General features: G+C 58.6%; 21 protein-coding genes. 8 read left to right on the top strand and 13 right to left on the bottom strand.

Annotated elements, in window-relative coordinates:
• Positions 1 to 323: 323 nt before the first annotated feature.
• The 3 genes from nrdA to yfaE are packed head-to-tail and all read left to right on the top strand — an operon-like array spanning position 324 to position 4,045.
• Positions 324 to 2,609 carry a class 1a ribonucleoside-diphosphate reductase subunit alpha gene (nrdA, locus tag ABIC80_RS01795; RefSeq protein WP_054803357.1) on the top strand — a complete coding sequence of 762 codons (2,286 nt, stop codon included), beginning with the start codon at positions 324 to 326 and terminating at the stop codon, positions 2,607 to 2,609.
• A 51-nt stretch (positions 2,610 to 2,660) separates the two neighbouring features.
• Entirely contained in the window at positions 2,661 to 3,791 is a 1,131-nt protein-coding gene (nrdB, locus tag ABIC80_RS01790) for a class Ia ribonucleoside-diphosphate reductase subunit beta (protein ID WP_023479667.1), read from the top strand.
• Entirely contained in the window at positions 3,791 to 4,045 is a 255-nt protein-coding gene (gene yfaE / locus ABIC80_RS01785) for a class I ribonucleotide reductase maintenance protein YfaE (protein ID WP_042713436.1), read from the top strand. Before nrdB ends, yfaE begins: the two co-directional genes overlap by 1 nt.
• A gap of 111 nt (positions 4,046 to 4,156) precedes the next feature.
• Here the strand turns inward: yfaE and glpQ are convergent, their stop codons facing one another.
• Complete coding sequence (gene glpQ, locus ABIC80_RS01780; RefSeq protein WP_042713435.1) at positions 4,157 to 5,221, bottom strand: glycerophosphodiester phosphodiesterase; 1,065 nt, start codon at positions 5,219 to 5,221, stop codon at positions 4,157 to 4,159.
• 11 nt (positions 5,222 to 5,232) lie between these two features.
• Positions 5,233 to 6,585 (bottom strand): glycerol-3-phosphate transporter, encoded by a 1,353-nt coding sequence (gene glpT / locus ABIC80_RS01775; RefSeq protein ID WP_429175184.1) that lies wholly within the window; start codon positions 6,583 to 6,585, stop codon positions 5,233 to 5,235.
• Positions 6,586 to 6,862: 277 nt separating this feature from the next.
• Between glpT and glpA the strand changes: the two genes are divergently transcribed.
• Genes glpA through glpC form a run of 3 tightly spaced genes read left to right on the top strand, consistent with a single transcriptional unit; the run spans position 6,863 to position 10,921 of the window.
• On the top strand, positions 6,863 to 8,485 hold the full coding sequence (gene glpA, locus ABIC80_RS01770; protein WP_429175181.1) for an anaerobic glycerol-3-phosphate dehydrogenase subunit A: 1,623 nt from the start codon (positions 6,863 to 6,865) through the stop codon (positions 8,483 to 8,485).
• On the top strand, positions 8,475 to 9,731 hold the full coding sequence (glpB, locus tag ABIC80_RS01765; protein WP_429176446.1) for a glycerol-3-phosphate dehydrogenase subunit GlpB: 1,257 nt from the start codon (positions 8,475 to 8,477) through the stop codon (positions 9,729 to 9,731). The genes glpA and glpB overlap by 11 nt, the downstream gene beginning before the upstream one ends.
• Entirely contained in the window at positions 9,731 to 10,921 is a 1,191-nt protein-coding gene (glpC, locus tag ABIC80_RS01760; RefSeq protein ID WP_429175178.1) for an anaerobic glycerol-3-phosphate dehydrogenase subunit GlpC, read from the top strand. The genes glpB and glpC overlap by 1 nt, the downstream gene beginning before the upstream one ends.
• A 21-nt stretch (positions 10,922 to 10,942) precedes the next feature.
• Here glpC and ABIC80_RS01755 read toward each other — a convergent pair whose 3' ends face one another.
• From ABIC80_RS01755 to ABIC80_RS01705, 11 genes are all read right to left on the bottom strand, one after another.
• Entirely contained in the window at positions 10,943 to 12,142 is a 1,200-nt protein-coding gene (locus ABIC80_RS01755; RefSeq protein ID WP_263754302.1) for a nicotinamide mononucleotide deamidase-related protein YfaY, read from the bottom strand.
• Positions 12,143 to 12,232: 90 nt separating this feature from the next.
• Positions 12,233 to 12,775: a YfaZ family outer membrane protein gene (locus tag ABIC80_RS01750; RefSeq protein ID WP_023479894.1), complete on the bottom strand. Its 543-nt coding sequence runs from the start codon at positions 12,773 to 12,775 to the stop codon at positions 12,233 to 12,235.
• Positions 12,776 to 12,921: 146 nt separating this feature from the next.
• The gene (locus tag ABIC80_RS01745) at positions 12,922 to 13,842 is read right to left on the bottom strand and encodes an Rpn family recombination-promoting nuclease/putative transposase (protein WP_429175177.1); all 921 of its coding nucleotides are present in this window, start codon (positions 13,840 to 13,842) and stop codon (positions 12,922 to 12,924) included.
• A gap of 105 nt (positions 13,843 to 13,947) precedes the next feature.
• Positions 13,948 to 15,312: an o-succinylbenzoate--CoA ligase gene (menE, locus tag ABIC80_RS01740; RefSeq protein ID WP_429175174.1), complete on the bottom strand. Its 1,365-nt coding sequence runs from the start codon at positions 15,310 to 15,312 to the stop codon at positions 13,948 to 13,950.
• Positions 15,309 to 16,274 (bottom strand): o-succinylbenzoate synthase, encoded by a 966-nt coding sequence (menC, locus tag ABIC80_RS01735; RefSeq protein ID WP_429175172.1) that lies wholly within the window; start codon positions 16,272 to 16,274, stop codon positions 15,309 to 15,311. Before menC ends, menE begins: the two co-directional genes overlap by 4 nt.
• Entirely contained in the window at positions 16,274 to 17,131 is an 858-nt protein-coding gene (gene menB / locus ABIC80_RS01730) for a 1,4-dihydroxy-2-naphthoyl-CoA synthase (RefSeq protein WP_042714289.1), read from the bottom strand. The genes menC and menB overlap by 1 nt, the downstream gene beginning before the upstream one ends.
• The gene (gene menH / locus ABIC80_RS01725; protein ID WP_429175170.1) at positions 17,128 to 17,904 is read right to left on the bottom strand and encodes a 2-succinyl-6-hydroxy-2,4-cyclohexadiene-1-carboxylate synthase; all 777 of its coding nucleotides are present in this window, start codon (positions 17,902 to 17,904) and stop codon (positions 17,128 to 17,130) included. The genes menB and menH overlap by 4 nt, the downstream gene beginning before the upstream one ends.
• The gene (gene menD / locus ABIC80_RS01720) at positions 17,901 to 19,571 is read right to left on the bottom strand and encodes a 2-succinyl-5-enolpyruvyl-6-hydroxy-3-cyclohexene-1-carboxylic-acid synthase (protein WP_429175167.1); all 1,671 of its coding nucleotides are present in this window, start codon (positions 19,569 to 19,571) and stop codon (positions 17,901 to 17,903) included. The genes menH and menD overlap by 4 nt, the downstream gene beginning before the upstream one ends.
• A gap of 71 nt (positions 19,572 to 19,642) precedes the next feature.
• The gene (gene menF, locus ABIC80_RS01715; RefSeq protein ID WP_429175164.1) at positions 19,643 to 20,938 is read right to left on the bottom strand and encodes an isochorismate synthase MenF; all 1,296 of its coding nucleotides are present in this window, start codon (positions 20,936 to 20,938) and stop codon (positions 19,643 to 19,645) included.
• Positions 20,939 to 21,039: 101 nt separating this feature from the next.
• Positions 21,040 to 21,342 (bottom strand): stress response protein ElaB, encoded by a 303-nt coding sequence (gene elaB / locus ABIC80_RS01710; protein WP_023479917.1) that lies wholly within the window; start codon positions 21,340 to 21,342, stop codon positions 21,040 to 21,042.
• A 53-nt stretch (positions 21,343 to 21,395) separates the two neighbouring features.
• Positions 21,396 to 21,857: a GNAT family N-acetyltransferase gene (locus ABIC80_RS01705; RefSeq protein WP_263754295.1), complete on the bottom strand. Its 462-nt coding sequence runs from the start codon at positions 21,855 to 21,857 to the stop codon at positions 21,396 to 21,398.
• Between the two features lie 62 nt (positions 21,858 to 21,919).
• Between ABIC80_RS01705 and rnz the strand changes: the two genes are divergently transcribed.
• Together rnz and ABIC80_RS01695 are read left to right on the top strand one after the other, a co-directional pair.
• Positions 21,920 to 22,837: a ribonuclease Z gene (gene rnz / locus ABIC80_RS01700; RefSeq protein WP_429175161.1), complete on the top strand. Its 918-nt coding sequence runs from the start codon at positions 21,920 to 21,922 to the stop codon at positions 22,835 to 22,837.
• A 78-nt stretch (positions 22,838 to 22,915) separates the two neighbouring features.
• Complete coding sequence (locus ABIC80_RS01695; protein WP_023479862.1) at positions 22,916 to 23,941, top strand: chemotaxis protein; 1,026 nt, start codon at positions 22,916 to 22,918, stop codon at positions 23,939 to 23,941.
• The last annotated feature ends 232 nt before the right edge of the window (positions 23,942 to 24,173 follow it).

Raw genomic sequence — 24,173 nt, 5'->3', positions numbered from 1 at the left:
AAGATTGCGCAGCCGCAAATCGCGCAATCTTCCCCGCCGTCGAAGAAATCAGCACTCGATCAAAATTTCATTTTTTTTTTCAGATTATTGACAACCTCTGCAAGCCTTATGCGACGAGGACTTAGCGTTTATTACGCTTTCGCAACCTCAAGTTAACGTCAAAATCAACTCTTGTACTCAAAAGAATCCTTACTAGAATACTCACCATATAGCGTTTCTCTTATCGCAAACCCCCTATATATAGTATTTATCCACAGAGTTAGTCACAGTGCTGCGTTGTGGATAATACGGGGGATACTTTTATTTCACGGACAGGTAAGCAAATGAATCAGAGTCTGCTGGTGACAAAGCGTGATGGTGGCACTGAGCGCATCAATCTCGACAAAATTCATCGAGTACTGGATTGGGCCGCAGAAGGGTTGAGCAACGTTTCCATCTCTCAGGTGGAGCTGCGTTCACATATTCAGTTTTACGACGGTATCAAAACCTCCGATATCCACGAGACCATTATTAAAGCCGCTGCGGACCTCATCTCCCGCGATGCGCCGGACTATCAGTACCTTGCCGCGCGCCTGGCGATTTTCCACCTGCGTAAAAAAGCTTACGGCCAGTTTGAACCACCTGCGCTGTTCGACCACGTGAAGAACATGGTTGCGCTGGGTAAATACGATCATCATCTGCTGGAAGACTACAGCGAAGAAGAGTTCCAGCAGATGGACGGCTTTATTGATCACTGGCGTGATATGAACTTCTCCTACGCGGCCGTTAAGCAGCTGGAAGGGAAGTATCTGGTGCAGAACCGTGTGACCGGTGCGATCTACGAGAGCGCGCAGTTCCTCTACATTCTGGTTGCTGCCTGCCTCTTCTCCAACTACCCGCGCGAAACCCGTCTCGACTACGTGAAACGTTTCTATGACGCGGTCTCGACCTTCAAAATTTCGCTGCCGACGCCGATCATGTCCGGCGTGCGTACGCCGACGCGTCAGTTCAGCTCCTGCGTACTGATCGAGTGCGGCGACAGCCTGGACTCCATCAACGCCACCTCCAGCGCGATTGTGAAGTACGTTTCCCAGCGCGCAGGTATCGGCATCAACGCCGGTCGCATCCGTGCGCTGGGCAGCCCGATCCGCGGCGGTGAAGCGTTCCACACCGGCTGTGTACCGTTCTACAAACACTTCCAGACCGCAGTGAAATCCTGCTCACAGGGCGGCGTTCGCGGCGGCGCGGCAACCCTCTTCTACCCGATGTGGCATCTGGAAGTGGAAAGCCTGCTGGTGCTGAAAAACAACCGCGGCGTCGAAGGCAACCGCGTGCGTCACATGGACTACGGCGTACAGATCAACAAACTGATGTATACCCGTCTGCTGAAAGGTGAAGATATCACCCTGTTCAGCCCGTCCGACGTGCCTGGCCTCTATGACGCCTTCTTCGCCGATCAGGATGAGTTCGAGCGTCTGTACACGCAGTACGAAAAAGATGACTCCATCCGCAAGCAGCGTATTAAAGCGGTCGAGCTCTTCTCGCTGATGATGCAGGAACGCGCCTCGACTGGCCGTATCTACATTCAGAACGTCGACCACTGCAACACCCACAGCCCGTTCGATCCGGCTGTTGCGCCGGTGCGCCAGTCCAACCTGTGCCTTGAGATCGCCCTGCCGACCAAGCCGCTGGAAGATGTTAACGATGAAAACGGCGAGATCGCGCTCTGCACGCTCTCTGCGTTTAACCTTGGCGCGATTAAGAACCTCGACGAGCTGGAAGAGCTGGCTACGCTTGCGGTGCGCGCTCTCGATGCCCTGCTTGATTACCAGGACTACCCGATCCCGGCCGCAAAACGTGGCGCGATGGGTCGTCGTACCCTCGGTATCGGCGTGATCAACTTCGCGTACTGGCTGGCGAAAAACGGCAAGCGCTACTCCGACGGCAGCGCCAACAACCTGACGCACCAGACCTTCGAAGCGATTCAGTACTGGCTGCTGAAAGCCTCCAACGAGCTGGCGAAAGAGCAAGGCGCCTGCCCGTGGTTCAACGAAACCACCTACGCTAAAGGCATTCTGCCGATCGATACCTATAAAAAGGATCTCGATGGCATTACCAGCGAGCCGCTGCACTACAACTGGGAAGCGCTGCGTGACGATATCACCACGCACGGCCTGCGTAACTCGACGCTCTCTGCCCTGATGCCGTCTGAAACCTCGTCGCAGATCTCCAACGCCACCAACGGCATTGAGCCGCCGCGCGGCCACGTGAGCATCAAAGCGTCGAAAGATGGCATCCTGCGCCAGGTGGTGCCGGATTATGAAGAGCTGAAAGATGCCTACGAGCTGCTGTGGGAAATGCCGAACAACGACGGCTACCTGCAACTGGTCGGCATTATGCAGAAGTTTATCGACCAGTCGATTTCAGCGAACACCAACTACGATCCGACCCGTTTCCCGTCGGGCAAGGTGCCGATGCAGCAGTTGCTGAAAGACCTGCTGACCGCCTACAAATTTGGTGTGAAGACGCTCTACTATCAAAACACCCGCGACGGCGCGGAAGATGCGCAGGATGACCTGGTCCCTTCTATCCAGGACGATGGCTGCGAAAGCGGCGCATGTAAGATCTAACTAAGGGGCGGGGAAACCCGCCCTTTTTTTCGCAAGACAGGACTCACATTCATGGCATACACCACCTTTTCTCAGAAGAAAAACGATCAGCTGCTCGAGCCGATGTTCTTTGGCCAGCCGGTGAACGTGGCGCGCTACGACCAGCAAAAATATGACATCTTCGAAAAGCTGATCGAAAAGCAACTCTCCTTCTTCTGGCGTCCGGAAGAAGTTGATGTTTCCCGCGATCGCATCGACTTCCAGGCACTGCCGGAACATGAAAAGCATATCTTTATCAGCAACCTCAAGTATCAGACGCTGCTGGACTCAATTCAGGGTCGTAGCCCGAACGTGGCGCTGCTGCCGCTGATCTCCATTCCGGAGCTGGAAACCTGGGTGGAAACCTGGGCGTTTTCAGAAACCATTCACTCGCGCTCCTACACCCATATCATCCGCAATATCGTTAACGATCCGGCGGTGGTGTTTGACGATATCGTCACCAACGAGCAGATCCTCAAGCGCGCGGAAGGGATCTCCTCCTTCTATGACGAGCTGATTGAGATGACCAACTACTGGCATCTGCTGGGCGAAGGCACCCATAGCGTGAACGGCAAAACCGTCACCATCAGCCTGCGCGAACTGAAGAAAAAACTCTATCTCTGCCTGATGAGCGTGAACGCGCTGGAAGCGATTCGCTTCTATGTCAGCTTCGCCTGCTCCTTCGCTTTCGCCGAACGCGAACTGATGGAAGGTAACGCCAAAATCATCCGCCTGATTGCCCGTGATGAAGCCCTGCACCTGACCGGCACCCAGCATATGCTGAACCTGCTGCGTTCCGGGGTTGACGATCCGGAGATGGCGGAGATTGCCGAAGAGTGCAAAAAAGAGTGCTACGACCTGTTTGTGCAGGCGGCGCAGCAGGAGAAAGAGTGGGCGGAGTATCTCTTCTCCGGCGGCTCAATGATTGGTCTGAACAAAGATATCCTCTGCCAGTATGTTGAGTACATCACCAACATCCGTATGCAGGCGGTGGGTCTTGATCTGCCGTTCCAGACCCGCTCCAACCCGATTCCGTGGATCAACACCTGGCTGGTGTCCGATAACGTGCAGGTGGCGCCGCAGGAAGTGGAAGTGAGTTCCTACCTCGTCGGGCAGATCGACTCGCAGGTCGATACCGACGATCTGAGCAACTTCCAGCTGTGATGAGCCGGGTTACGCTCCGCCTTTCCGGCACGCAGGTGCATTGCCAGGAAGAGCACCCTTCCCTGCTGGTGGCGCTGGAGTCCCAGCAGGTGGAAGTTGAATATCAGTGCCGTGAAGGCTACTGCGGCTCCTGCCGCTGTCGGCTGGTAGCAGGCCAGGTGGACTGGATTAGCGAGCCGCTGGCCTTTATCAACGAAGGGGAAATTTTGCCCTGCTGCTGCCGGGCGAAAGGCGATATCGAGATCGAGATGTAAAAAATGCCGGGTGGCACTGCGTTTACCCGGCCTACAATTACTACACACTCATCTTTTGTAGGCCTGATAAGCGAAGCGCCATCAGGCAACTTCGCTTATCGGCTTCCACGCTTATTTACGCTTCAAAAACTGCACTGCTTTATCAGGGAAATCGGTAAACAACCCGTCGACCCCGGCCTGGTGATATAACACCTCATAAAGCTGATTCACATCGCTGGCATACGGCGGCAGCTGATCGGCGCGCACCGTAAACGGGTGCACCTGTAAATGGCTGGCATGCGCCTCTTGCACCATTGCGGTTAACTGCACGTGACCCGGCTTCGAGCCATCCGCCACCAGCATATGGTAATCGGGGCCGATACCATCCGCGTACTGCGCAATCTGCTTCATCGCGCCGGGTTTCAGCATCCAGTCATAATCGTAATTGACCCACTTGCCGTCCGGCTGCTTCTGTTGGGTTTCATTCCATTTGGTATAGGCAATCAGCTGCACCAGATTGAGATCCATCCCCATCTTCGGCTCAAGCTCATTTTTGATGCGCTTAAGCTCATCAGCGTCGAAGCACTGCAGATAGACCTTATCCTTCTTGCTGCTGTAACCGTACTTCTTCAGCACCTCAAGGGTCGCCTTCGCAATATCCTTCCCTTCCTGATGGTGGAACCACGGGGCTTTGATCTCCGGATAGATCCCGATATCTTTGCCGGTCGAGTGGTTCAGCCCCTGCACAAACTCAATCTCCTCTTCAAAGGTATGAATACGGAAATCGGATTTGCCCATCGGGAAACGGCCAGGGAAAACCTGCTCTTTCTTGCCGTTCTTTAACTCAAACCCTTCGCTGAATTTCAGCGAGCGGATCTCATCCAGCGTGAAATCGATGGCGTAATAACGGCCATCTTTGCGGGCGCGGTCGGGAAAGCGCTCGGCAACATCGGTGACGCGATCGAGATAGTGGTCATGCAGCACCACCAGACGATCGTCTTTGGTCATCACCAGATCCTGCTCCAGATAGTCCGCGCCCTGGGCATAGGCCATCGCTTTGGCAGGCAGCGTATGCTCCGGGAGATACCCGCTGGCGCCGCGATGGGCGATCACCAGCTTTTCGGCGGCCAGCGCCTGGCCTGCCATCAGGCCCGCCAGCAGCAGGCCTGTCGTAATGCGGCTAAAGGACAATTTCATAACATCTCCTGTTATTGACGACGCGCAAGCACGTCAGCGTGATGGCGTTTTTCGCCAATCATCACCACGATCAGCAGCAGTACCGCCAGTACGCTACCCCCGATCATCACCATGAAACCGCCGTCCCAGCCGAAGAAATCGACGGTATAGCCAACAATGGCGCTCGCCGCCACCGAGCCACCGAGATAGCCAAACAGGCCGGTAAAGCCCGCCGCAGTACCGGCTGCTTTCTTCGGTGCCAGCTCCAGCGCGTGCAGACCAATCAGCATTACCGGGCCGTAGATCAAGAAGCCAATGACGATCATGCAGGCCATATCCACGCCCGGGTTGCCCGCCGGGTTGAGCCAGTAAACGATGGTGGCGATGGTCACCAGCGTCATAAAGAAGACGCCGGTCGCGCCGCGGTTACCCTTAAAGACTTTGTCCGACATCCAGCCGCAGATCAGCGTGCCGGGAATGCCCGCGTACTCATAGAGGAAGTAGGCCCAGGAGGATTTATCCAGCGCGAAGTGCTTCACCTCTTTCAGATAGGTCGGCGACCAGTCGAGGATGCCGTAGCGCAGCAGATAGACAAAGACGTTAGCGATGGCGATATACCACAGCAGCTTGTTCGGCAGCACGTACTGCATAAAGATCTGCTTCGCCGTCAGCTCCTCTTCATGCTTGTCGCTGTAATCATCCGGGTAGTCGTTTTTGTACTCTTCAATCGGCGGCAGACCGCAGGATTGCGGCGTATCGCGCATCAGTGCAAAAGCGATAATCCCCACCAGAATGGCACCAAAGGCTGGCATATAGAGCGCCGCGTGCCAGTCGTTAAACCACGCCATCCCCAGCAGGAAGAGCAGCGGAGGCAGACCGCCGCCGACGTTATGGGCGCAGTTCCACACCGACACAATGCTGCCGCGCTCCTTCTGCGACCACCAGTGCACCATCGTGCGTCCGCACGGCGGCCAGCCCATCCCCTGGAACCAGCCGCAGAGGAACAGCAGCACAAACATCACCGCAATGCTGGAGGTAGCCCACGGCACAAAGCCCATAAACAGCATTACTGCCGCTGCGAGGATCAGACCAGCGGGCAAGAAAACGCGCGGATTCGAGCGATCCGACACCGAGCCCATAATAAATTTTGAGAAGCCGTACGCAATTGAGATCCCCGACAGCGCAAAGCCCAGATCGCCGCGCGAGAAGCCCTGCTCCACCAGATAGGGCATCGCCAGCGCAAAGTTCTTACGCACCAGGTAGTAGGCGGCGTAGCCAAAGAAGATGCCCAGAAAGATTTGCCAGCGTAAACGGCGGTACAGAGGATCAACCTGCGCGTCGGGCACGCGAGACTGGTGGGGGGCGGGTTTGAAAATGCTCAACATAAACTGCCTCCGTGGCACGGTAAAAGTCATGACATCAGGCGTCATGAGTGAAAACGAAAATCGCTTGAGTTGTTCGCGGCGGATTGTAGAGAAAGTTTTGACGAGAAAGAATGAAATGCCACATATAATGTTACAGAAATATGACAAAGCTCTAACTTCGTGCGGAAAAGTGCATTTCACTTTCGTTTCTTGTTCGTATATGCGCGATATCAAACAAACCACAATAAGGGTATGGCTAAATGGTCGGTAAAGAACGTCGACCAGCCAGGAGACGACCGTGCCCTACTCAAACGACTACGATGTAATCATTATTGGCGGCGGCGCAACGGGTGCCGGTATCGCTCGTGATTGCGCTCTGCGCGGCCTGCGCGCTGTTCTGCTCGAACGCCACGACATTGCGACCGGTGCCACCGGTCGCAACCACGGTTTGCTACACAGCGGCGCGCGTTATGCGGTGACCGATAACGAATCAGCGCGTGAATGCATCGCCGAAAACCAGATCCTCAAACGTATTGCCCGCCACTGTATTGAAGCGACCGATGGGCTATTTATCACCCTGCCGGAAGACGATCTGAGCTACCAGACACACTTCACTGAGGCCTGCACCCGCGCCGGGATTGCCGCACAGGCCATTAGCCCACAGGAAGCCAGGCGCATGGAGCCGAGCGTCAACCCGCAGCTTATCGGCGCGGTGCGCGTGCCGGACGGCACTGTCGACCCCTTCCGCCTGACCGCCAGCAATATGCTTGATGCCCGCGAGCACGGTGCAAAAATCCTTACCGGCCACGAAGTCTGCGGCCTGCTGCGCACGGGCGACACGGTGTATGGCGTGCGCCTGCGCCATATCTCCAGCGGCGAAATCCGCGACCTGCATGCGCCGGTGGTGGTCAATGCCGCCGGGATTTGGGGCCAGCGCATCGCGGAGTATGCCGATTTGCGCATTCACATGTTCCCGGCAAAAGGCGCACTGCTGATCCTCGATCACCGCATTAACCAGCATGTCATCAACCGCTGCCGCAAGCCTGCCGACGCCGATATCCTGGTGCCCGGCGACACCATTTCGCTGATCGGTACCACTTCAACGCAGATTAATTATGGCGATATCGATAACGTGCGCGTCACGGCGGATGAGGTCGATATTCTGCTGCGCGAAGGGGAGAAACTGGCCCCGGTAATGGGGCAAACGCGCATCCTACGCGCTTACGCTGGCGTGCGTCCGCTGGTGGCGAGCGATGATGATCCCAGCGGGCGCAACGTCAGCCGCGGCATCGTGCTGCTCGACCACGCTGCGCGCGACGGGCTGGAGGGGTTTATCACCATTACCGGCGGCAAACTGATGACCTACCGCCTGATGGCCGAATGGGCAACGGATGCCGTCTGCCGCAAGCTCAACCATAACGTAGCCTGCACCACGGCGACGAAAGCGCTGCCGGGATCGCTGGGTTCACCAGACGAGGCACTGAAGAAGATCATCTCCCTGCCAACGCCGCTGCGCGGTTCAGCGGTCTACCGCCACGGCGATCGCGCCCCGGCGTGGCTCGCCAGCGACCGACACAACCGCAGCCTGGTGTGTGAGTGCGAAGCCGTCACCGCCGGGGAAGTGCAGTACGCGGTGGAAAACCTCAATGTCACCTCACTGCTCGATCTGCGCCGCCGCACCCGCGTCGGTATGGGCACCTGCCAGGGCGAGCTCTGCGCCTGCCGCGCCGCCGGGCAGCTTAACCGGCTCCATGTCACGCGCGACAACGAAGCGCGCAGGCAGCTGGCGGAGTTTCTGAACGAGCGCTGGAAGGGAATTAAACCTATCGCCTGGGGCGATGCGCTGCGTGAGAGCGAGTTTACCCGCTGGGTTTACCAGGGGCTGTGCGGGCTGGAGAAGGAGCAGGATGATGAGATTTGATACGGTGATTATCGGCGGCGGGCTGGCGGGATTGCTGTGCGGCATTCGTCTGAGCGAGAGCGGCCAGCGCTGCGCGATTGTCAGCCGCGGCCAGAGTGCGCTGAGCTTCTCTTCCGGCTCTCTCGATCTGCTCTCCCGTCTGCCGGAGGGTAAACCGGCCGGCACGCTGACAGAGGCCATTGCGCATCTGCAATACCATCACCCCGAGCACCCCTATGCACGGCTTGGCGTTGAGCGCGTGCGCCACTATGCGCGGCAAACCCAAACCCTGCTCGCCGACTGCGGGTTAGAGATGCAAGGCGATGTCGATACGCCGCACCTGCGCGTCACGCCGCTGGGCACTTATCGCCGGGCGTGGCTCAGCCCGCAAGAGATTGCGTTGAAACCACAGCAGGGACTGCGCGTCGCTGTTATTGGCATCAGCGGTTTTCTCGACTTTCAGCCCGAACTGGCGGTGGAAGCGCTGCGCCAGCGCGGTGTTGCTGCCGGGGCTGAAGAGATTGCGCTACCGCTTCTCGACACGCTTCGCGATAACCCCAGCGAGTTTCGCGCCGTGACCATCGCGCGCCAGCTCGATCGTCCTGAACATTACACCGATCTCTGCGCCGCCCTGCGCCCGCTGAGTGCGCGGTACGAGATGCTGTGGCTCCCCGCCTGTTTTGGTCTGACGGAGAGTAAAGTGTTTACGCAGTTGAGCGAAGATCTGGCCTGCCCGCTGCGGCTGATCGCCACGCTGCCCCCTTCGGTGCTGGGCATGCGCCTACAGTACGCCCTGCAGCAGCGGTTTACGCGCAGCGGCGGCAGCTGGATGCCGGGCGATGAGGTATTGCGCGCCGATATCAATCAAGGCCGGGTAACGCAGCTCTGGACGCGCAAGCATGACGATCTGCCGCTGCGCGCCCGCCATATCGTGCTGGCCAGCGGCAGCTTTTTCAGTAACGGGCTCATCGCTGGACGCGATCGCGTGCGCGAAGCGGTATTCAATCTCGATGTCCTGCAAAGCGCCTCGCGCCGGGAGTGGTATGGCGACGATCTCTTTGCCCCGCAGCCGTGGCACCAGTTTGGCGTGCGCACCGATGAACAGCTTCGTGGTCTGCGCGACGGGCAAGCGCTTGAGAATCTCTATGCGATCGGCTCGCTACTTGGCGGCTATGACGCCATCGCCCAGGGCTGCGGCGGCGGTGTTTGCGCTGTAACGGCGCTGCATGCCGCGCAGCAGATCCTCGATCAGGGAGGAAAACCCTAATGCACAACTCTTTCGAAAGCTGTATCAAATGTACCGCCTGCACCACCGCCTGCCCGGTAAGCCGGGTTAACCCCGCCTACCCCGGGCCAAAACAGGCGGGGCCGGATGGCGAGCGGCTGCGGCTGAAAGATGCCGCGCTGTATGACGATGCGCTGAAATATTGCACCAACTGCAAGCGCTGCGAAACCGCATGCCCATCCGGGGTGAAAATTGGCGATCTGATCCAGCGCGCCCGCGCGCAGCATGGGGCAAAACCGCTCTCAGTGCGTAATGCCATTCTCAGCCATACGGATTTGATGGGTACCCTGTCGACGCCTCTCGCGCCGCTGGTCAATGCCGCGACCTCCCTGAAGCCGGTGCGCCAGTTGCTGGATAAAGCGTTAAAAATCGATCATCACCGCACGCTGCCGAAATATGCCAGCGGCGGCACGTTTCGCCACTGGTATCGCAGCGTGGCGGCGCAGCAGCGCGCCTACGGCGAGCAGGTGGCGTTTTTCCACGGCTGCTATGTCAATTACAACCATCCACAACTGGGGAAAGACCTGACCCGCGTGTTGAACCAGATGGGCATTGGCGTGCAGTTATTGCAGCGTGAGAAGTGTTGCGGCGTCCCGCTGATTGCCAACGGCTACTTCGCTAAGGCGAAAAAGCAGGCGCAGTTCAATCTCAGCGCACTGGAGCAGGCGATTGGTATGGATGGAATGCAGGTGATCGCCACCTCCTCCACCTGCGCCTTCACCCTGCGCGATGAGTATCCACATCTGCTGGAGGTCGATAACAGCCACCTGCGCACACATATTGATTTAGCCACCCGCTGGATCTGGCGACAGCTCGATGAGGGGCACACTCTGCGGCTCAGAGAGATGCCGCTGAAAGTGGTTTATCACACGCCGTGTCATATGGAGAAGATGGGCTGGACGCACTACACGCTGGATCTGCTGCGGCGCATTCCGGGTTTAGAGTTGACGGTGCTCGATTCTGCCTGCTGCGGCATCGCGGGCACCTATGGCTTCAAGCGGGAGAACTACGCCACCTCGCAGGCCATTGGCGCACCGCTGTTTGCGCAAATCGAGGCCAGCGGTGCAGATCTAGTGGTAACGGATTGTGAGACCTGCAAATGGCAGATTGAGATGTCCACCGGCAAACCCTGCGAACACCCCATTACGCTGCTGGCGCGGGCATTAGGCTAACGCCCGCGATTGTTTTACAAGTTATTCCACAGCGAGGGTTTCAACCACCGCAATCCAGCCGTGATCGCTGGCGATATCTTTGCCCGCCAGCCAGCGGCGCAGGATATTGAGCGCCATCATTGCACAGACTTCCTGGCGCACCGCCAGGCTGTGGCGGCTGCTGTTGAACTTCACCCGCAGGGCGCGGGTGCCTTCCGGCGTCGCCAGCGCGAAGTTGAGATGATCCTCTTCCAGCCCGGTAACGGTCAACGCCAGCCCGGCGAGATGCCGGTTGCGTGACTCGGTTGTCCAGCGCGCGGTTTGTGCCAGCGCTTCGGCCTGCGACGGCAGTACTTCGCTGGCAAGTAGAGGTGCACCGGCGCGGGAGAGTTGCAAGGCGATAAGCCCGCTGGTGAACTGCTCGCTCAGGGTGAGGCTCAGCTGGCGCTCGCGCAGTGCGGAGGCAATCGCAGCCGGTAACCCCTCGGTGCCTTCAAAAATCAGGCTTTCCCCCGCCACTTTTTTCACTTCCGGCCACAGCGCTTCCATCGCCGCGCGCTGCTCTGCCGGACCGGTCAGTTTAAGTTCGATAATCGGCATCGATGAGCGGTAACCCATTACCACGCCGGGCGGCAGATCGAGATGCTGGAGTTTTTCCGCCAGGTCGCTCTCTGAGCGACCAAAAGTGGTCAGACGCAGGCAGACCGGCGGCTGCGGCAGAGTGAAACGCTCACGCAGACGCGGCAGGATCTCCTGCTCGACCATCACTTTAAATTCTGAGGGGACGCCGGGGGTAAAGAACATCAGGCAGCGGTTAAACTGCAATGCAAACCCGCAGGCGGTGCCGACCGGGTTATCGACCAGCTCGGCGCTGGCCGGGATCTCCGCCTGCTTGCGGTTGCTGGGGGCCATGACGCGGCCGCGATCGGTAAAAAAGCGCTCCATCTGCTTAAGCCACGCTTCGTGCAGCACCAGCGTTTCGCCTTTGGCGGTGGCCGCTGCCAGCGCGCTCAAATCATCGCTGGTTGGCCCAAGACCGCCGTTGACGATCAGCACATCGGCCTGTTCGCTGCGCTCGCGCAAAATCGCAATCAAGTCGTCGAGGTTATCGCCAACGGTATGGCGGCGCGTTAACGGCAACCCCTGGTTAAAAAATACGTCGGCCAGCCAGGCCGCATTGGTATCGACAATCTGGCCATGCAGCACTTCATCGCCGGTCGATAACATCTCCACATTTAACATCGTTCGCTCCTGCAATCGGGATTGAAACACTATAGCGCATGCACAGGGTAAAGAGAGGGAAATGGGCGCGGCTGCCGCCGCGCCGGGGGATCAGAAGCTGGCGCTGGCGCCGAGATAAGGACCATCCGCAACGATGCTGTCGCGGCGGCCATCTTTGCCTGCCATCTCAATGTAGCGATAACCGGCTTCGACGGTGAACGGGCGCATAATGGTATAACGCGCACCGGCTTTGGCTTCCTGGTACTCTTTAACGCCGCTTGAGAGCGAGTCCGGAGAGTAGTAATACTCGCCGAAAATGTTAAAGCTGCGGGCGATCTCCCACTGCAAACCGCCGCCGACAGCGATGGCATAACCTTCGCTGCCCTCATCCGGGTTCAGGTAGATGCCTTTACCACCAACGGTTGCCAGGAACGGCCCGAGCGGCAGGTTGTAACCGAGCCCAAGGCTTGCGGTGTCACCATCATCTTCGCTATGCGCCCAGTTACCGCTGACGGCGATACCACTGGTTTCGGTTCCCAGACCGAAACCGAGGCTGCTGTAATCTTTACCAATCTGTCCATTCAGGCTTATCGCCTGCGCACCGGCGGAGGCTAGCAACACGCCAGCACATCCTAATAGAGCTAACTTTTTCATTTTCACGTTCCGCACGAAACGGGGCAGCGCCCCAAAGCGTCTGATTGTACGCTTATTTTCCCGATAGCAGAACGTCTAATAGCGTGTACGGCCTGAGGCAAACACGCTTTCGGGCCCGAGGACGAAAAGCCTGGCACCGGAGCGTGTCAGTGGCGGGCTTTCTCTACCATCTCAACCGGAATACCGGTCAGGGAGGCCACAACGTCAGGCTCCATCCCCTTTTCCAGCATCACTTTCGCAATACGCATCGCCTCCTGCTGAACGCCTTCGGCTCGCCCCTGAGCCAGGCCTTTAACCAGCCCCTCCTCGCGAAGATATTGTGCAATGTTCATTAACGTCTCCTTCTGCTGCTGATCCACTGTCTGGCTGGCCATGGCGGTCAAAAGCGTTGCCGGATCGGCGGTGTGCCCGGCCTGTAACAGGTAGTGCAGCAACGCTTTCAACTGCGCGTTGCCAGTGTATCCCAGCGCCAGCAGGCTGACCAGTTGCTCCCTGAGCTCCAGCATATCCCGCTGGCGCACATGTTTTTGCAGCAATTCGAGCATCGCAATCCGCCGATGCTGCGCGATTTCAGCATCGGGTATCTGCGAGACATCGATCAGAGGAAAGGTTTGTGTATAGAGCGCTTCAGCCTGGTGGGATAACGGAAATCTGTCGAGCCAGCGCAGTGACCACGGGTAGGGGGTTACCCGTCCATGATAGAACAACACCGGGATCACCAGCGGCAGTTCGCTATGTCCTTTATCAAGATGGCGCTGCATAGCCGCTATGGCATAGCGCATCAGGCGAAAGGCCATATTCTTATCTGGTGAGCTTTGATGCTCCACCAACGCATAGAGATAACCGTCGCCAGAGGGGGTTTTAAGAGAGTAGAGAATATCGGAGTAGCAATAACGCAGATTCTCCTCAACAAAGCTGCCTGACTCGAGATGCAAAGTATTCAGATCACATAGCGCCAGTAAACGCTTTGGTAGATGGATTTCGAAGAAGTCACGCGCCGTTTCCGCATGTGACAGTAATTTGCGAAACACCGCATCATGCGGTGCAGATGATGAAGATGTGCCCATAGCTCTCCCTGCTTTAGCCTGCCGGGCGCAAATTAACACACTCTGAGTGCATGTCAGCCACAGACTTTCGCTCTGTCGAGGCAGCTCGCAAAAAGAGTTATGGCACTAGCGCTGCTGCTGGTTCACCCATGTTTGCAGGGCGCGGCGGGAGATTTTGATGCCGCCGTTTTTAAGCTCCTCTGGTAAAGGCAGCCAGCGCACCGGCTGTTGAAAACGCGCCAGCTTATCCGCCGCCCAGTGGCTGAGGGCCGCGGCATTGACCTCGCTTTCGCACTCAATTACCGCGACAGGGCGCTGACCAAACTCCACGTCATCAACCGGCACCACAAACACCTGCTGTACCTGCGGATGACGGGCGATGGCGCGCTCTACCTCTTCAGGCTGAATGCCTTCGCCGCCGCTGAAAAAGAGGTTATCCAGCCGGCCATGCAGGGTGAGGCGCCCTTTATGCAGCGTGCCGCGATCGCGGGTGGCAAACCAGCCTGCATCGTTAAGCAGGGGCAGCAACGCACCGTTGCGCCAGTAGCCTGCGGCGAGGCTCTCTGCTCGCAGCCACACCTCTTCGCCGACAATTTTTACCTCACGCCCCGGCAACGCATAACCGACATCCGGCGCGCCGTCGGCCTCTTTTGCACATACCGTTGAGGCAAACTCCGTTAAACCATACCCGCACCAGCAGCGGATACCGCGCTCGCGTGCCTGTTCGGTCAACTCAACGGGGATCGCTGCGCCGCCGAGCAGCACCGCTTTCAGCGACAGCGGGGCATTCTCATTGAGCAGGCGCCAAAGCTGCGTCGGCACCAGCGACGCATGGCTGCAGCCGCGCAGCGCCTGATCCAGCGGCAGCTTGTCGTGCACCGTCATGCGCGCCCCCGCCAACAGCCAGCGCCATAAAATGCCCTGCCCGGAGACATGAAATAGCGGCAGCGAGAGCAGCCAGTCATCGTCCGCATTAAAGGGAATAAGCGCCACTACGCCCTGCGCGCTGGCCAGATGGGCGGCGCAGGTATGCACCGCCGCTTTTGGCAAGCCGCTCGAGCCGGAAGTGAGCGTCATTGACGCCAGCCGCTGCGGCTGCCATTCAACCGCGTGCTCACCCGGCGCTTGCGCGCAGCGCAGAGGGATAAAATCGTGCGCCAGCGGCGCGGAGGTCAGATCGAGGGCGAAGCGTAGCGTCATGGTGGGCAGCAGCGTATCGAGCAAGGCGGCGGGAAGCTGCGGGTTGATGGGTAACACCCGCGCGCCGCACTGCAATAGCGCCAGCCAGGCGAGCACCGTCTGCGACTGGTTGCGCGCGCGCAGCATCACCCCATCCCCCGCGCCGACGCCCTGCCGGGCAAAGCCGCTTGCCAGCGCATCCACCTCGGCACAGAGCTGCTGCCAGCTCAGGGTATGCTGATCTGAGCGCAGCGCAGGCTGGTCGCCGCGCTGCTCGCGCCAGTATCGCCACGGCCAGTCGGGAAAATTCATAGTAACGCGTCCAGTTCCGCTGCCGCGATGCAGGGCAGTTCGCTGCCGGGCCAGCGGCGAATCAGCTGTGCGGACATCAACTGTAAAGTATCAAGACCGGGCACGGTGCCGGGCGTCAGCCAGGCGGCAATCCGCGCCAGCTGCGTTAGCCCAAGGCTCGACTCCAGCGATGAGCTGATCACCGCCGTCAAGCCGAGCGCATGTGCTGCCGCGACCTGCTGCGCCACCTTTTGCAGGCTGCCGGTGAGGGTTGGCTTGATCACTACCGCACTGACACCGGGCTGAGGCGTAAAGGTGAAATCCGCCTCGCGCAGGCTCTCATCCCAGGCAATCGCGATGCCAGTCTCCTCAGCAAAGGCCAGCGACGCTTCGCGGCTCTGGCACGGCTCTTCCAGAAAAGCGATGCGTGAGCGGTTGGCTGGCGCGACATATTTAGCGAACTGGCGAGCTTTCAGCGGCGTCCAGGCGCGGTTGGCATCCAGACGCAGGCGCAGATCGGGGATCGACTCCAGCAGCAGATTAACCACCATGCCGTCGCGTACCGCTTCGTACAACCCGACTTTCACCTTCGCCAGCTTCTTACCCGGCAGCGCGGCGAGTGCGGCAAACAGCTCATCGGGATCGCCAGTGCAGAGCATCGCCGCGCGGTAGTCGGCAGGCTGCGGCAACTCCCCCGCCAGCTCGGCCAGCGCACAGCTCAGACCAAACGCCGCGCTGGGTTGCGATGGCAGCGCGGGCGATGCGCCGTCACGCCAGGCTTGCACCCACGCCATCACAGCAGGCTGCACCTCATCCAGCGTCTCAATGCTGAACCCCGGCAGTGGGGTAATCTCCCCCCACCCTTCGCCGCCGTTTTCCTGTAGCTGGATAAAAAGCCCGTCACGGGTTTTCAGCCGACGCTCGCGCAGCACCACGCCTGCATCCAGCGGGATCTGCCAGCGGTAGATCTGCGCCCGGCGCATTACGGGTTCCGTTTAAATTTGCTGAAGTCAGGCTGGCGCTTCTGGTTGAAAGCGTTGCGACCCTCCTGACCCTCTTCGGTCATATAGAAGAGCATGGTGGCGTTGCCCGCCAGCTCCTGCAGCCCCGCCTGGCCGTCGCAATCTGCGTTCAGCGCCGCTTTCAGGCAGCGCAGCGCCATCGGGCTGTTCTGCAACATTTCACGGCACCAGCGCACGGTCTCTTTTTCCAGATCCGCTAACGGCACCACGGTGTTGACCAAACCCATATCCAGTGCCTGCTGCGCGTCGTACTGGCGGCAGAGGAACCAGATTTCGCGCGCTTTCTTCTGGCCGACAATGCGCGCCATATAGGACGCGCCCCAGCCGCCGTCGAAGGAGCCAACTTTCGGGCCGGTCTGGCCGAAGATCGCGTTTTCCGCCGCGATGGTAAGATCGCACATCATATGCAGCACATGACCACCGCCGATGGAGTAGCCCGCCACCATCGCCACCACCGGTTTCGGACAGGTACGGATCTGGCGTTGAAAATCGAGGACGTTGAGGTGGTGCACGCCAGAGTCATCCTGGTAGCCGCCGTAATCCCCGCGCACCTTCTGATCGCCGCCAGCGCAGAAGGCTTTATCACCTTCACCGGTCAGGATAATCACCCCGATATTGTCGTCGTAGCGCGCATCGGCCAGCGCCTGAATCATCTCTTTTACCGTGACAGGACGAAACGCGTTGCGCACTTCCGGGCGGTTGATAGTGATTTTAGCGATGCCGTCAGCGGATTTTTGATAGCGGATATCGCTAAAGCCTTCGGAGCAGTCGTGCCACTCAACGGCGGCATAAAGTTCTTTTTCATCAGGGTAGATCATGGTCGGTCCTTAATCTCAAGAGGCAGAATTCGCGCCAGCAGGGCAGCAACGGCCGCGGGATTCTCCCGGTGCGCGTTGTGCCCGGCGGCAGGAATGGCGTAACAATGGTGCGCGACTTCGCTCGCCAGCGCCCGAAACTTACGGTCATGTTCGCCAAAGAAATAGTGAACGGGAAAAGCGGCGTCCCGCAGTGCAGCGCGCAGATCGGGCTGGCGGCCCAAGGACGTCGCCGCCAGCATCTGCGCCAGCGCGTTGCCATCGTTATGACTACGAAGCGCAACCAGCGCCGCACGTTCTGTCTCTGTCAGTGCGGCAAATACTGGCTGGCGATACCAGGCGTCAAACACCTCGCTGAGCGGCTGATGACGCAGGCGCTGACACCACTGCTCATCCGCTTCAAGCCGCGCAACTCGCTCCTGTTCATCGGTAAGCCCTGGGTGGCCGCCTTCGATAATGATGCCCTGCAGCCCCACTGGTTGCTGGCAAGCGTGAAACATCGCAATGCGGCCGCCGAGGGAGTACCCCACCAGCCAGTAGCTTAGTATGTTGTAACGACTAAGCGCCGATCGCAGCAGCGCATCCATCCCGCTAAAGGAGTCGACACAGGTTGTGGCGGATGCGCCGTGGCCTGGCAGGTCGAGATAGAGACGCGGGAAATCCGCCAGCGCTGCGCCGACGGGCTGCCATTCGCGGCCATCACCAGAAAAACCGTGCAGAAAAACCAGCCACGGCAGCGGCTGTCGACCGGCATGGATCTCTGCGTGCAAACTCATAGCTGGCTGACCTGCGCGACAAGGTTTTGCAGGGTCTGCACGCCATCCGTCTCGTTTACCACCACCTCAATCACCGTCGCGCCCGGCTTCTGCCAGGCCTCGCTCAGCGTCTGCTCCAGTTGCGCCCAACTCTCCGGGCGGTGGTAAGGAAGATCGAACATCGCGGCGGCATGATCGAAATGGACATTCTGCGGCATCAGATAGAAGCGCTCGCGCTCGGCGGGCGGCGTCGGTAACAAGGAGAAGATCTGCCCGCCGTTGTTATTGACCACCAGCAGCACAAAAGGCGCGGAGGCCTGGCGCAGCAGTGCGAGGGCGTTAAGATCGTAGAGCGCAGAGAGATCGCCGACGATTGCCAGCGTCGGGCGCGCGGTGGCCCGCTGCACGCCGGCCGCCGTGGAGAGCAGGCCATCAATGCCGCTCGCGCCGCGGTTGCTGTAGACCGGATAACCTGCCGGCAGCTGCGCCAGCGCATCCACCAGCCGCACCACCAGGCTGTTGCCGAGAAAAAGCTGCCCCTGGTTTGGTAAGTAGTCGCTAATACGATGTGCGAGCTGCGCTTCGCCGAACGCCTCACGCTGTAGACGCACGCGCTCCCAGGCAACTGCTGAAAGCGAGGTCAGCGTTTCGCACCACGGCGCGCGGGGTTCAGCCGGATGCAGCGCCAGCCAGCCAGCCACATCTGCGACTAAACGACGCCCGCGATGGTGCGCCGGATCGAGCCTGCCGGGAAGGTTATCAATCAGCCAGTACTCTTGCGGCGCGCAGGTTGCTTGCCACTGTAAAAGACGTTTTCCGGTCAGGCTGCTGCCAAATTGCAGCACAATCTGCGCCTCGCTGAGCGCCTCAACGGCCTGGCTATTAGCAAGCCAGAGATCGGCGCAGGGCAGCGGCTGCCCGGTTTGCGATAACACATCGCCAATCAGCGGCCAGCCGAGGGTTTTCGCCCACTCCGCCAGCTTGCGTCCTTCGGCTGCGCTCATACGCCCGGCAATCACAACGCCACGTTTCTGCCGCCAGGAGAACCAGTCCCGCTGGGTATCAACGCCACAGGGCGCGCTGGCCTGTAACCAGGGCTTATCATCCTGCCACCAGTCGCCTAACGCCTGCTGCCAGCCAAGACCGGTCTCATCCATCTCGCCATACAGCGGCTCGGCGAACGGGCAGTTAATGTGCACCGCCCCGCCCTGCAATGTGCCCAACACATTATCAATCGTCGAGACCAGCCAGCGCGCCGGAATATCCTGTGACGGGCGCGGTAAGGCGATGGCCTCTGTCGGATGGGAAGCAAAGATGCCGGGCTGACGAATCGCCTGGTTGGCACCGCAATCAATCAGCTCCGGCGGGCGATCTGCCGTCAGCAGCACCAGTTTTTCGCCGGTCAGCCCGGCTTCAATCAGCGCCGGGTAGAGGTTCGCCACGGCGGTACCGGAGGTGACGATCACCGCCACCGGTTCACGGCTCGCTTTCGCCAGCCCGAGCGCAAGATGGCCCAGCCCGCGTTCATCAAAATGGGTGTGATGAATAAATGCGCGGTTTTCGGCGGCGGCGAGCGTCAGTGGCGTCGAACGGGAGCCTGGCGCAATGCAGATATGCCTGACGCCGTGGCGCGTTAAGGCTTCCAGAATCACCGCGGCCCAGCGTCGGTTGAATGAGCTTATCGACATGAATTTGTCCGGTATCAATATTGGGACTAAGTATAAATTTTCTGAAATGATGAGTTTTTGATATAGGTCGTCTATGGGTGCGTCTGTAGCAACAACGATCGCAGACCGGCGGCTTTATTATCGATCTCCTGCCACTCCTGCTCAGGGTCTGAACCGGGCACAATGCCTGCCCCGGCATAGAGCCGCACCGTCTCGCCGCTCACCTTCGCCGAGCGCAGCGTCACGCAGAACTCACTCTGCTTACGCGAAAGATAACCTGCCGAACCGGCGTACCACTCGCGGGCAAACGGCTCGTGGCGGGCGATAAAACGACGGGCTTCAGGGCGCGGTAACCCCGCCACCGCCGCTGTCGGCTGGAGCAGATCTAAACAGAGGGCATCGTCTGCCACCCGCAGGTCGCTCCAGATACAGCGCCGCAAGTGCTGCACTTTGCGCAGCCGCACCACCTGCGGCGGCAGCACATCCAGCGCGCCAGTCTGCTGCTGCAACCGCTGGCAGATATCCTCCACCACCAGCATATTTTCACGCTGGTTTTTATCGTCACTCATCAACCATGCTGCATGCTGCTGTGCCTGTGCGTCGTCATCATGATTTGCCACCGTCCCGGCCAGCGCTTCGGTGCGCAGCGCCACGCCGCGTCGCCGCCATAACCGTTCGGGGGTCGATCCCAGAAAGGCGGTCTGGTCGTTGAAGCGATAGAGAAAGTGGAAGCAGTGCAGGTTGAGGCGTCGGCTGGCGGCCATCAGCGCGCCAGCATTAATTGGCGCATCGAAGCGGTAATCGGTAGCGCGGGCGAGCACAACTTTATCCAGCTCGCCGCGCTGCAAGGTCTCAAGCGCCTGGCTTATCAGCGTTTCCCACCCCTCACGCGTCGGGAAGTGGTGCTGTTCAACACAGCGTGCTGGGCTCATCGCCAGTGGAGTAGCAGGTGAAAGCGCGTTAAGAAAATCGACAGCACACTGCGCATCATCACGCAGCGAGGTGGCGCTATAGAGATAGAGACGCAGCATCGCTTTGCCTCCTTCGCGCCGCCATTCGAGGCGGGGCAAAAAGAGCGCGCCCTCGCTTGGTTCAAAAGCGTTAAGCCCCCAGACGCGTACATCGTCGGGATACCCCTGCAGCTGCTGTTGCGCCTCAGCAAGTGAAGTAAACGTGCTTAACGCGCCAAGGGCGGCCGCTTCGTCATCACCGCTGCGCTGCTGCCAGTAAAATTGTGGGAAAACACGCTGAGCCGAAAGCCATGTCAGCGGGTCGAATGCGTTGTTTAGCGGGAAGGGAACGTCAAAGAGGGTAAAACCAGCAGCATCAGGAAACGTGTCGGCAAGGCGCTGATGTAGATCGCCAAGCGCAGAGGACAGAGAAAACATGCGAACCCCTCCCGGAAAAACGGCACGGTTTTAAAAACCACACAGTATACGGGGTACTACGATGAATAGCAGTACCCCCTTCCAGGGAGGGGAGATAAAGATTAGCGACGGGCTAACAGCAGACCCAGCACCAGACCTACAGCAGCACCAGCACCAACGCCCTGCCACGGTTTTTCGTGCACATAGTCATCGGCACGGTAAACCGCTTTTTTCGCACGATAGTAGTAGGTATCAGACGCGCTGCTGACGCGGTTTTTCACATCATGCAGCGCCTGTTCGGCACGTGCTTTCAGTTCAATGTACTTCTGGTCAGCGGGATCGCCCGATGAGCGGAGAACTTCTTCCAGCGTTTCGCTCAGCAGGGTCAGGTCGTCGTCAATGTGTGAATCGAATTGATTAGTCATCTCTTTTCTCCATGTTATGCACCTGTACGCTAACTATAGACAATAGCTGGCGTTTACGCCTGGCTGACCTCGCGCGCCATGCCGATGTGGGGAATGCCATCTTCATCATAGATTTCGGTGACCGGCTGGAAACCGAACTGTTGATAAAAGGGTTGCAGATGCGCCTGTGCACTCAGGTATAGCGCGTGCTGCGGCCAGTATTGCAGGCAGGAGGCCACCGCGCGCGACATCAGTTGATAACCCAGTTTTTCCCCGCGTACGCTGGCGCTGACAATCACTCTGCCGATGGCAACGGGCGAGAAATCATCGTTACTTTTCAGAATCCTCGCATACGCCACCAGCTCATCACCCTGCCAGCCGAGCAGGTGGCGGTTCTCTCCCACCAGGTCGTCGCCATCAATATCGAGATAAGGGCAGGTCTGTTCGACCACAAATACTTCGCAGCGCAGTTTCAACAGCGCATAGAGCGCAGGCACGGTCAGTTCGGAATGGTGCAGGTCTTGCCAGCGGATCATCGTTATCTCCTCAAATAGACTCATGTGGTTATACTAGATTCTTTTCATTTCAGGCAAAGCATGTGGAACTGATCTTCTTAGGTACTTCAGCAGGCGTCCCGACGCGGGCGCGCAACGTCACCGCCATTCTGCTCAATCTTCAGCACCCGACGAGCGCCGGGCTGTGGCTTTTCGACTGTGGTGAAGGTACGCAGCATCAACTGCTGCACACCGCGTTTAATCCGGGCAAGCTGGACAAAATTTTTATTACCCATCTGCATGGCGACCATATTTTTGGCCTGCCGGGCCTGCTCTGCAGCCGGTCGATGGCGGGCAATACGCAGCCGCTGCACATTTACGGCCCGCACGGCATCAAGGAGTTTGTTGAGACCGCGCTGCGCCTGAGCGGTTCGTGGACCGACTATCCGCTAACTATTGAAGAGGTGAAGCCAGGGCTGGTGATGGATGATGGGCTGCACAAAGTGACGGCCTTGCCGCTGGCGCATCCGGTGGAGTGTTACGGCTATCGCGTCGAAGAGCACGATAAACCGGGCGCGCTGAATGCCTCTGCACTTGTCGCCGCAGGCGTTCCCGCCGGGCCGCTGTTCCAGACATTAAAGGCGGGCGGTACGGTGACGCTGGATGACGGGCGCATTATCGATGGTAAAGATTACCTGGCACCCTCCGAGCCGGGTAAACGGCTGGCAATCTTCGGCGATACCTCGCCCTGCCCCGACGCGCTGGAGCTAGCGAAAGATGTTGATGTGGTGGTGCATGAAGCGACGCTTGAGAGTGCCATGGAAGAGAAGGCCAACAGCCGCGGGCACAGCTCAGCGCGGCAGGCGGCGCAGTTGGCTCAGCAGGCTGGTGCTTCACGTCTGGTGATTACCCATATCAGTTCGCGTTATGACGCTGAGGGGAGCCAGGCGCTGCTAAAAGAGTGTCGTGAAATCTTCCCGGAGACGACCTTAGCAGCAGATTTTGACGTAGTTCGCATTTGATTTTAATTTAGGCACTCTATTTTTTCGCCGTCATGCCGATAATAAGTTATACGCAGGCATTTCTTCTTTGAGGGCATGATGGATAATTTCCAGAAAGACATCGATGACAGGGCGAATCTTACTCTGTCGAACCGGTTTGAGCTGTTGCTGTTTCGCCTTGGCACATCATTAGATGCGACGAAATCTGAGCTGTTTGGCATCAATGTGTTTAAGTTGCGCGAAATCGTACCGATGCCCACATTTACTCGCCCTGCGGGAATGAAGCCGCCATTGATGGGGATGGTCAACATCCGCGATCAGGTGATCCCGGTGATTGACCTCTCCGCCGTCGCCGGGTGTAAACCGGAGACCGGCTTAAACATTCTGCTGATCACTGAGTATGCCCGTAGCGTGCAGGCTTTTGCCGTCGAGTCCGTCGAGAACATCACGCGCCTGGACTGGAAACAGGTGCACACGGCGGAGAAAGCGATCAATGGCCGCTATATCACCAGTATTGCCTGCCTCGATGATGATAAGGATACCAACAACCTGGCGATGGTGCTGGACGTTGAACAGATCCTCTATGACATCGTTCCGGCGGATCATGACGTTCACGGCGATCATGTACCGGATAAGAAATTCAACCTGAAACCGGGTTCCATCGCGATTGTGGCTGAAGACTCCAAAGTGGCGCGCGCCATGCTGGAAAAAGGCCTGAACGCCATGGAGATCCCGAGCATGATGCACATCACCGGCAAAGATGCGTGGGAGAAAATCCAGCTTATTGCCCAGCAGGCGGAAAAAGAGGGTGTGCCGGTAAGCGATAAGATCTCAATGGTGCTGACCGATCTGGAGATGCCGGAGATGGACGGCTTTACCCTGACACGCCTGATCAAAACCGATCCGCGCCTGAAAAATATCCCGGTGGTGATCCACTCTTCCCTCTCCGGCAGTGCTAACGAAGATCACGTTCGCAAAGTGCAGGCCGATGGCTATGTCGCGAAGTTCGAAATTAACGAACTTTCTGCGGTGATCCAGGAGGTGCTCGATCGCGCAGCGAACAACGTTCGCGGCCCGCTGATCAGCCACCGCCAGATGGCCCCGACCCCGCTGCTGGCGAAGTAACGCCGGCACAACGATTAAAGGCGCTACCGTCGGTCAAACGGTAGCGCCTTAAGTACGTTTCAGGTCATTACAAGAACGACAAGATCAGCTGTAGTACAGCAATGATGATCGTGATTACGCGTTTCGCGAATTCACGGTTATCCATCATCCGTTTTCCTCAACCGAGGAAGGAGCCGCCCGGACTGGTCCTCAAACTCCCCCGAATCAGGGCGAGCAGATGTTGAGTATTACT

The sequence above is a fragment of the Kosakonia sp. 1610 genome (genome assembly GCF_050435845.1).
GTDB lineage: Bacteria > Pseudomonadota > Gammaproteobacteria > Enterobacterales > Enterobacteriaceae > Kosakonia > Kosakonia cowanii.
The sequence above is the reverse complement of the archived record's forward strand: the minus strand, read 5'-3'. Positions and strand labels throughout refer to the sequence as shown.

Coding starts and splice junctions, on each gene's coding strand:
- nrdA (WP_054803357.1), top strand. CDS start 324: ATGAATCAGAGTCTGCTGGTGACAAAGCGTGATGGTGGCACTGAGCGC.
- nrdB (WP_023479667.1), top strand. CDS start 2,661: ATGGCATACACCACCTTTTCTCAGAAGAAAAACGATCAGCTGCTCGAG.
- yfaE (WP_042713436.1), top strand. CDS start 3,791: ATGAGCCGGGTTACGCTCCGCCTTTCCGGCACGCAGGTGCATTGCCAG.
- glpQ (WP_042713435.1), bottom strand. CDS start 5,221: ATGAAATTGTCCTTTAGCCGCATTACGACAGGCCTGCTGCTGGCGGGC.
- glpT (WP_429175184.1), bottom strand. CDS start 6,585: ATGTTGAGCATTTTCAAACCCGCCCCCCACCAGTCTCGCGTGCCCGAC.
- glpB (WP_429176446.1), top strand. CDS start 8,475: ATGAGATTTGATACGGTGATTATCGGCGGCGGGCTGGCGGGATTGCTG.
- glpC (WP_429175178.1), top strand. CDS start 9,731: ATGCACAACTCTTTCGAAAGCTGTATCAAATGTACCGCCTGCACCACC.
- ABIC80_RS01755 (WP_263754302.1), bottom strand. CDS start 12,142: ATGTTAAATGTGGAGATGTTATCGACCGGCGATGAAGTGCTGCATGGC.
- ABIC80_RS01750 (WP_023479894.1), bottom strand. CDS start 12,775: ATGAAAAAGTTAGCTCTATTAGGATGTGCTGGCGTGTTGCTAGCCTCC.
- ABIC80_RS01745 (WP_429175177.1), bottom strand. CDS start 13,842: ATGGGCACATCTTCATCATCTGCACCGCATGATGCGGTGTTTCGCAAA.
- menE (WP_429175174.1), bottom strand. CDS start 15,312: ATGAATTTTCCCGACTGGCCGTGGCGATACTGGCGCGAGCAGCGCGGC.
- menC (WP_429175172.1), bottom strand. CDS start 16,274: ATGCGCCGGGCGCAGATCTACCGCTGGCAGATCCCGCTGGATGCAGGC.
- menB (WP_042714289.1), bottom strand. CDS start 17,131: ATGATCTACCCTGATGAAAAAGAACTTTATGCCGCCGTTGAGTGGCAC.
- menH (WP_429175170.1), bottom strand. CDS start 17,904: ATGAGTTTGCACGCAGAGATCCATGCCGGTCGACAGCCGCTGCCGTGG.
- menD (WP_429175167.1), bottom strand. CDS start 19,571: ATGTCGATAAGCTCATTCAACCGACGCTGGGCCGCGGTGATTCTGGAA.
- menF (WP_429175164.1), bottom strand. CDS start 20,938: ATGTTTTCTCTGTCCTCTGCGCTTGGCGATCTACATCAGCGCCTTGCC.
- elaB (WP_023479917.1), bottom strand. CDS start 21,342: ATGACTAATCAATTCGATTCACACATTGACGACGACCTGACCCTGCTG.
- ABIC80_RS01705 (WP_263754295.1), bottom strand. CDS start 21,857: ATGATCCGCTGGCAAGACCTGCACCATTCCGAACTGACCGTGCCTGCG.
- ABIC80_RS01695 (WP_023479862.1), top strand. CDS start 22,916: ATGGATAATTTCCAGAAAGACATCGATGACAGGGCGAATCTTACTCTG.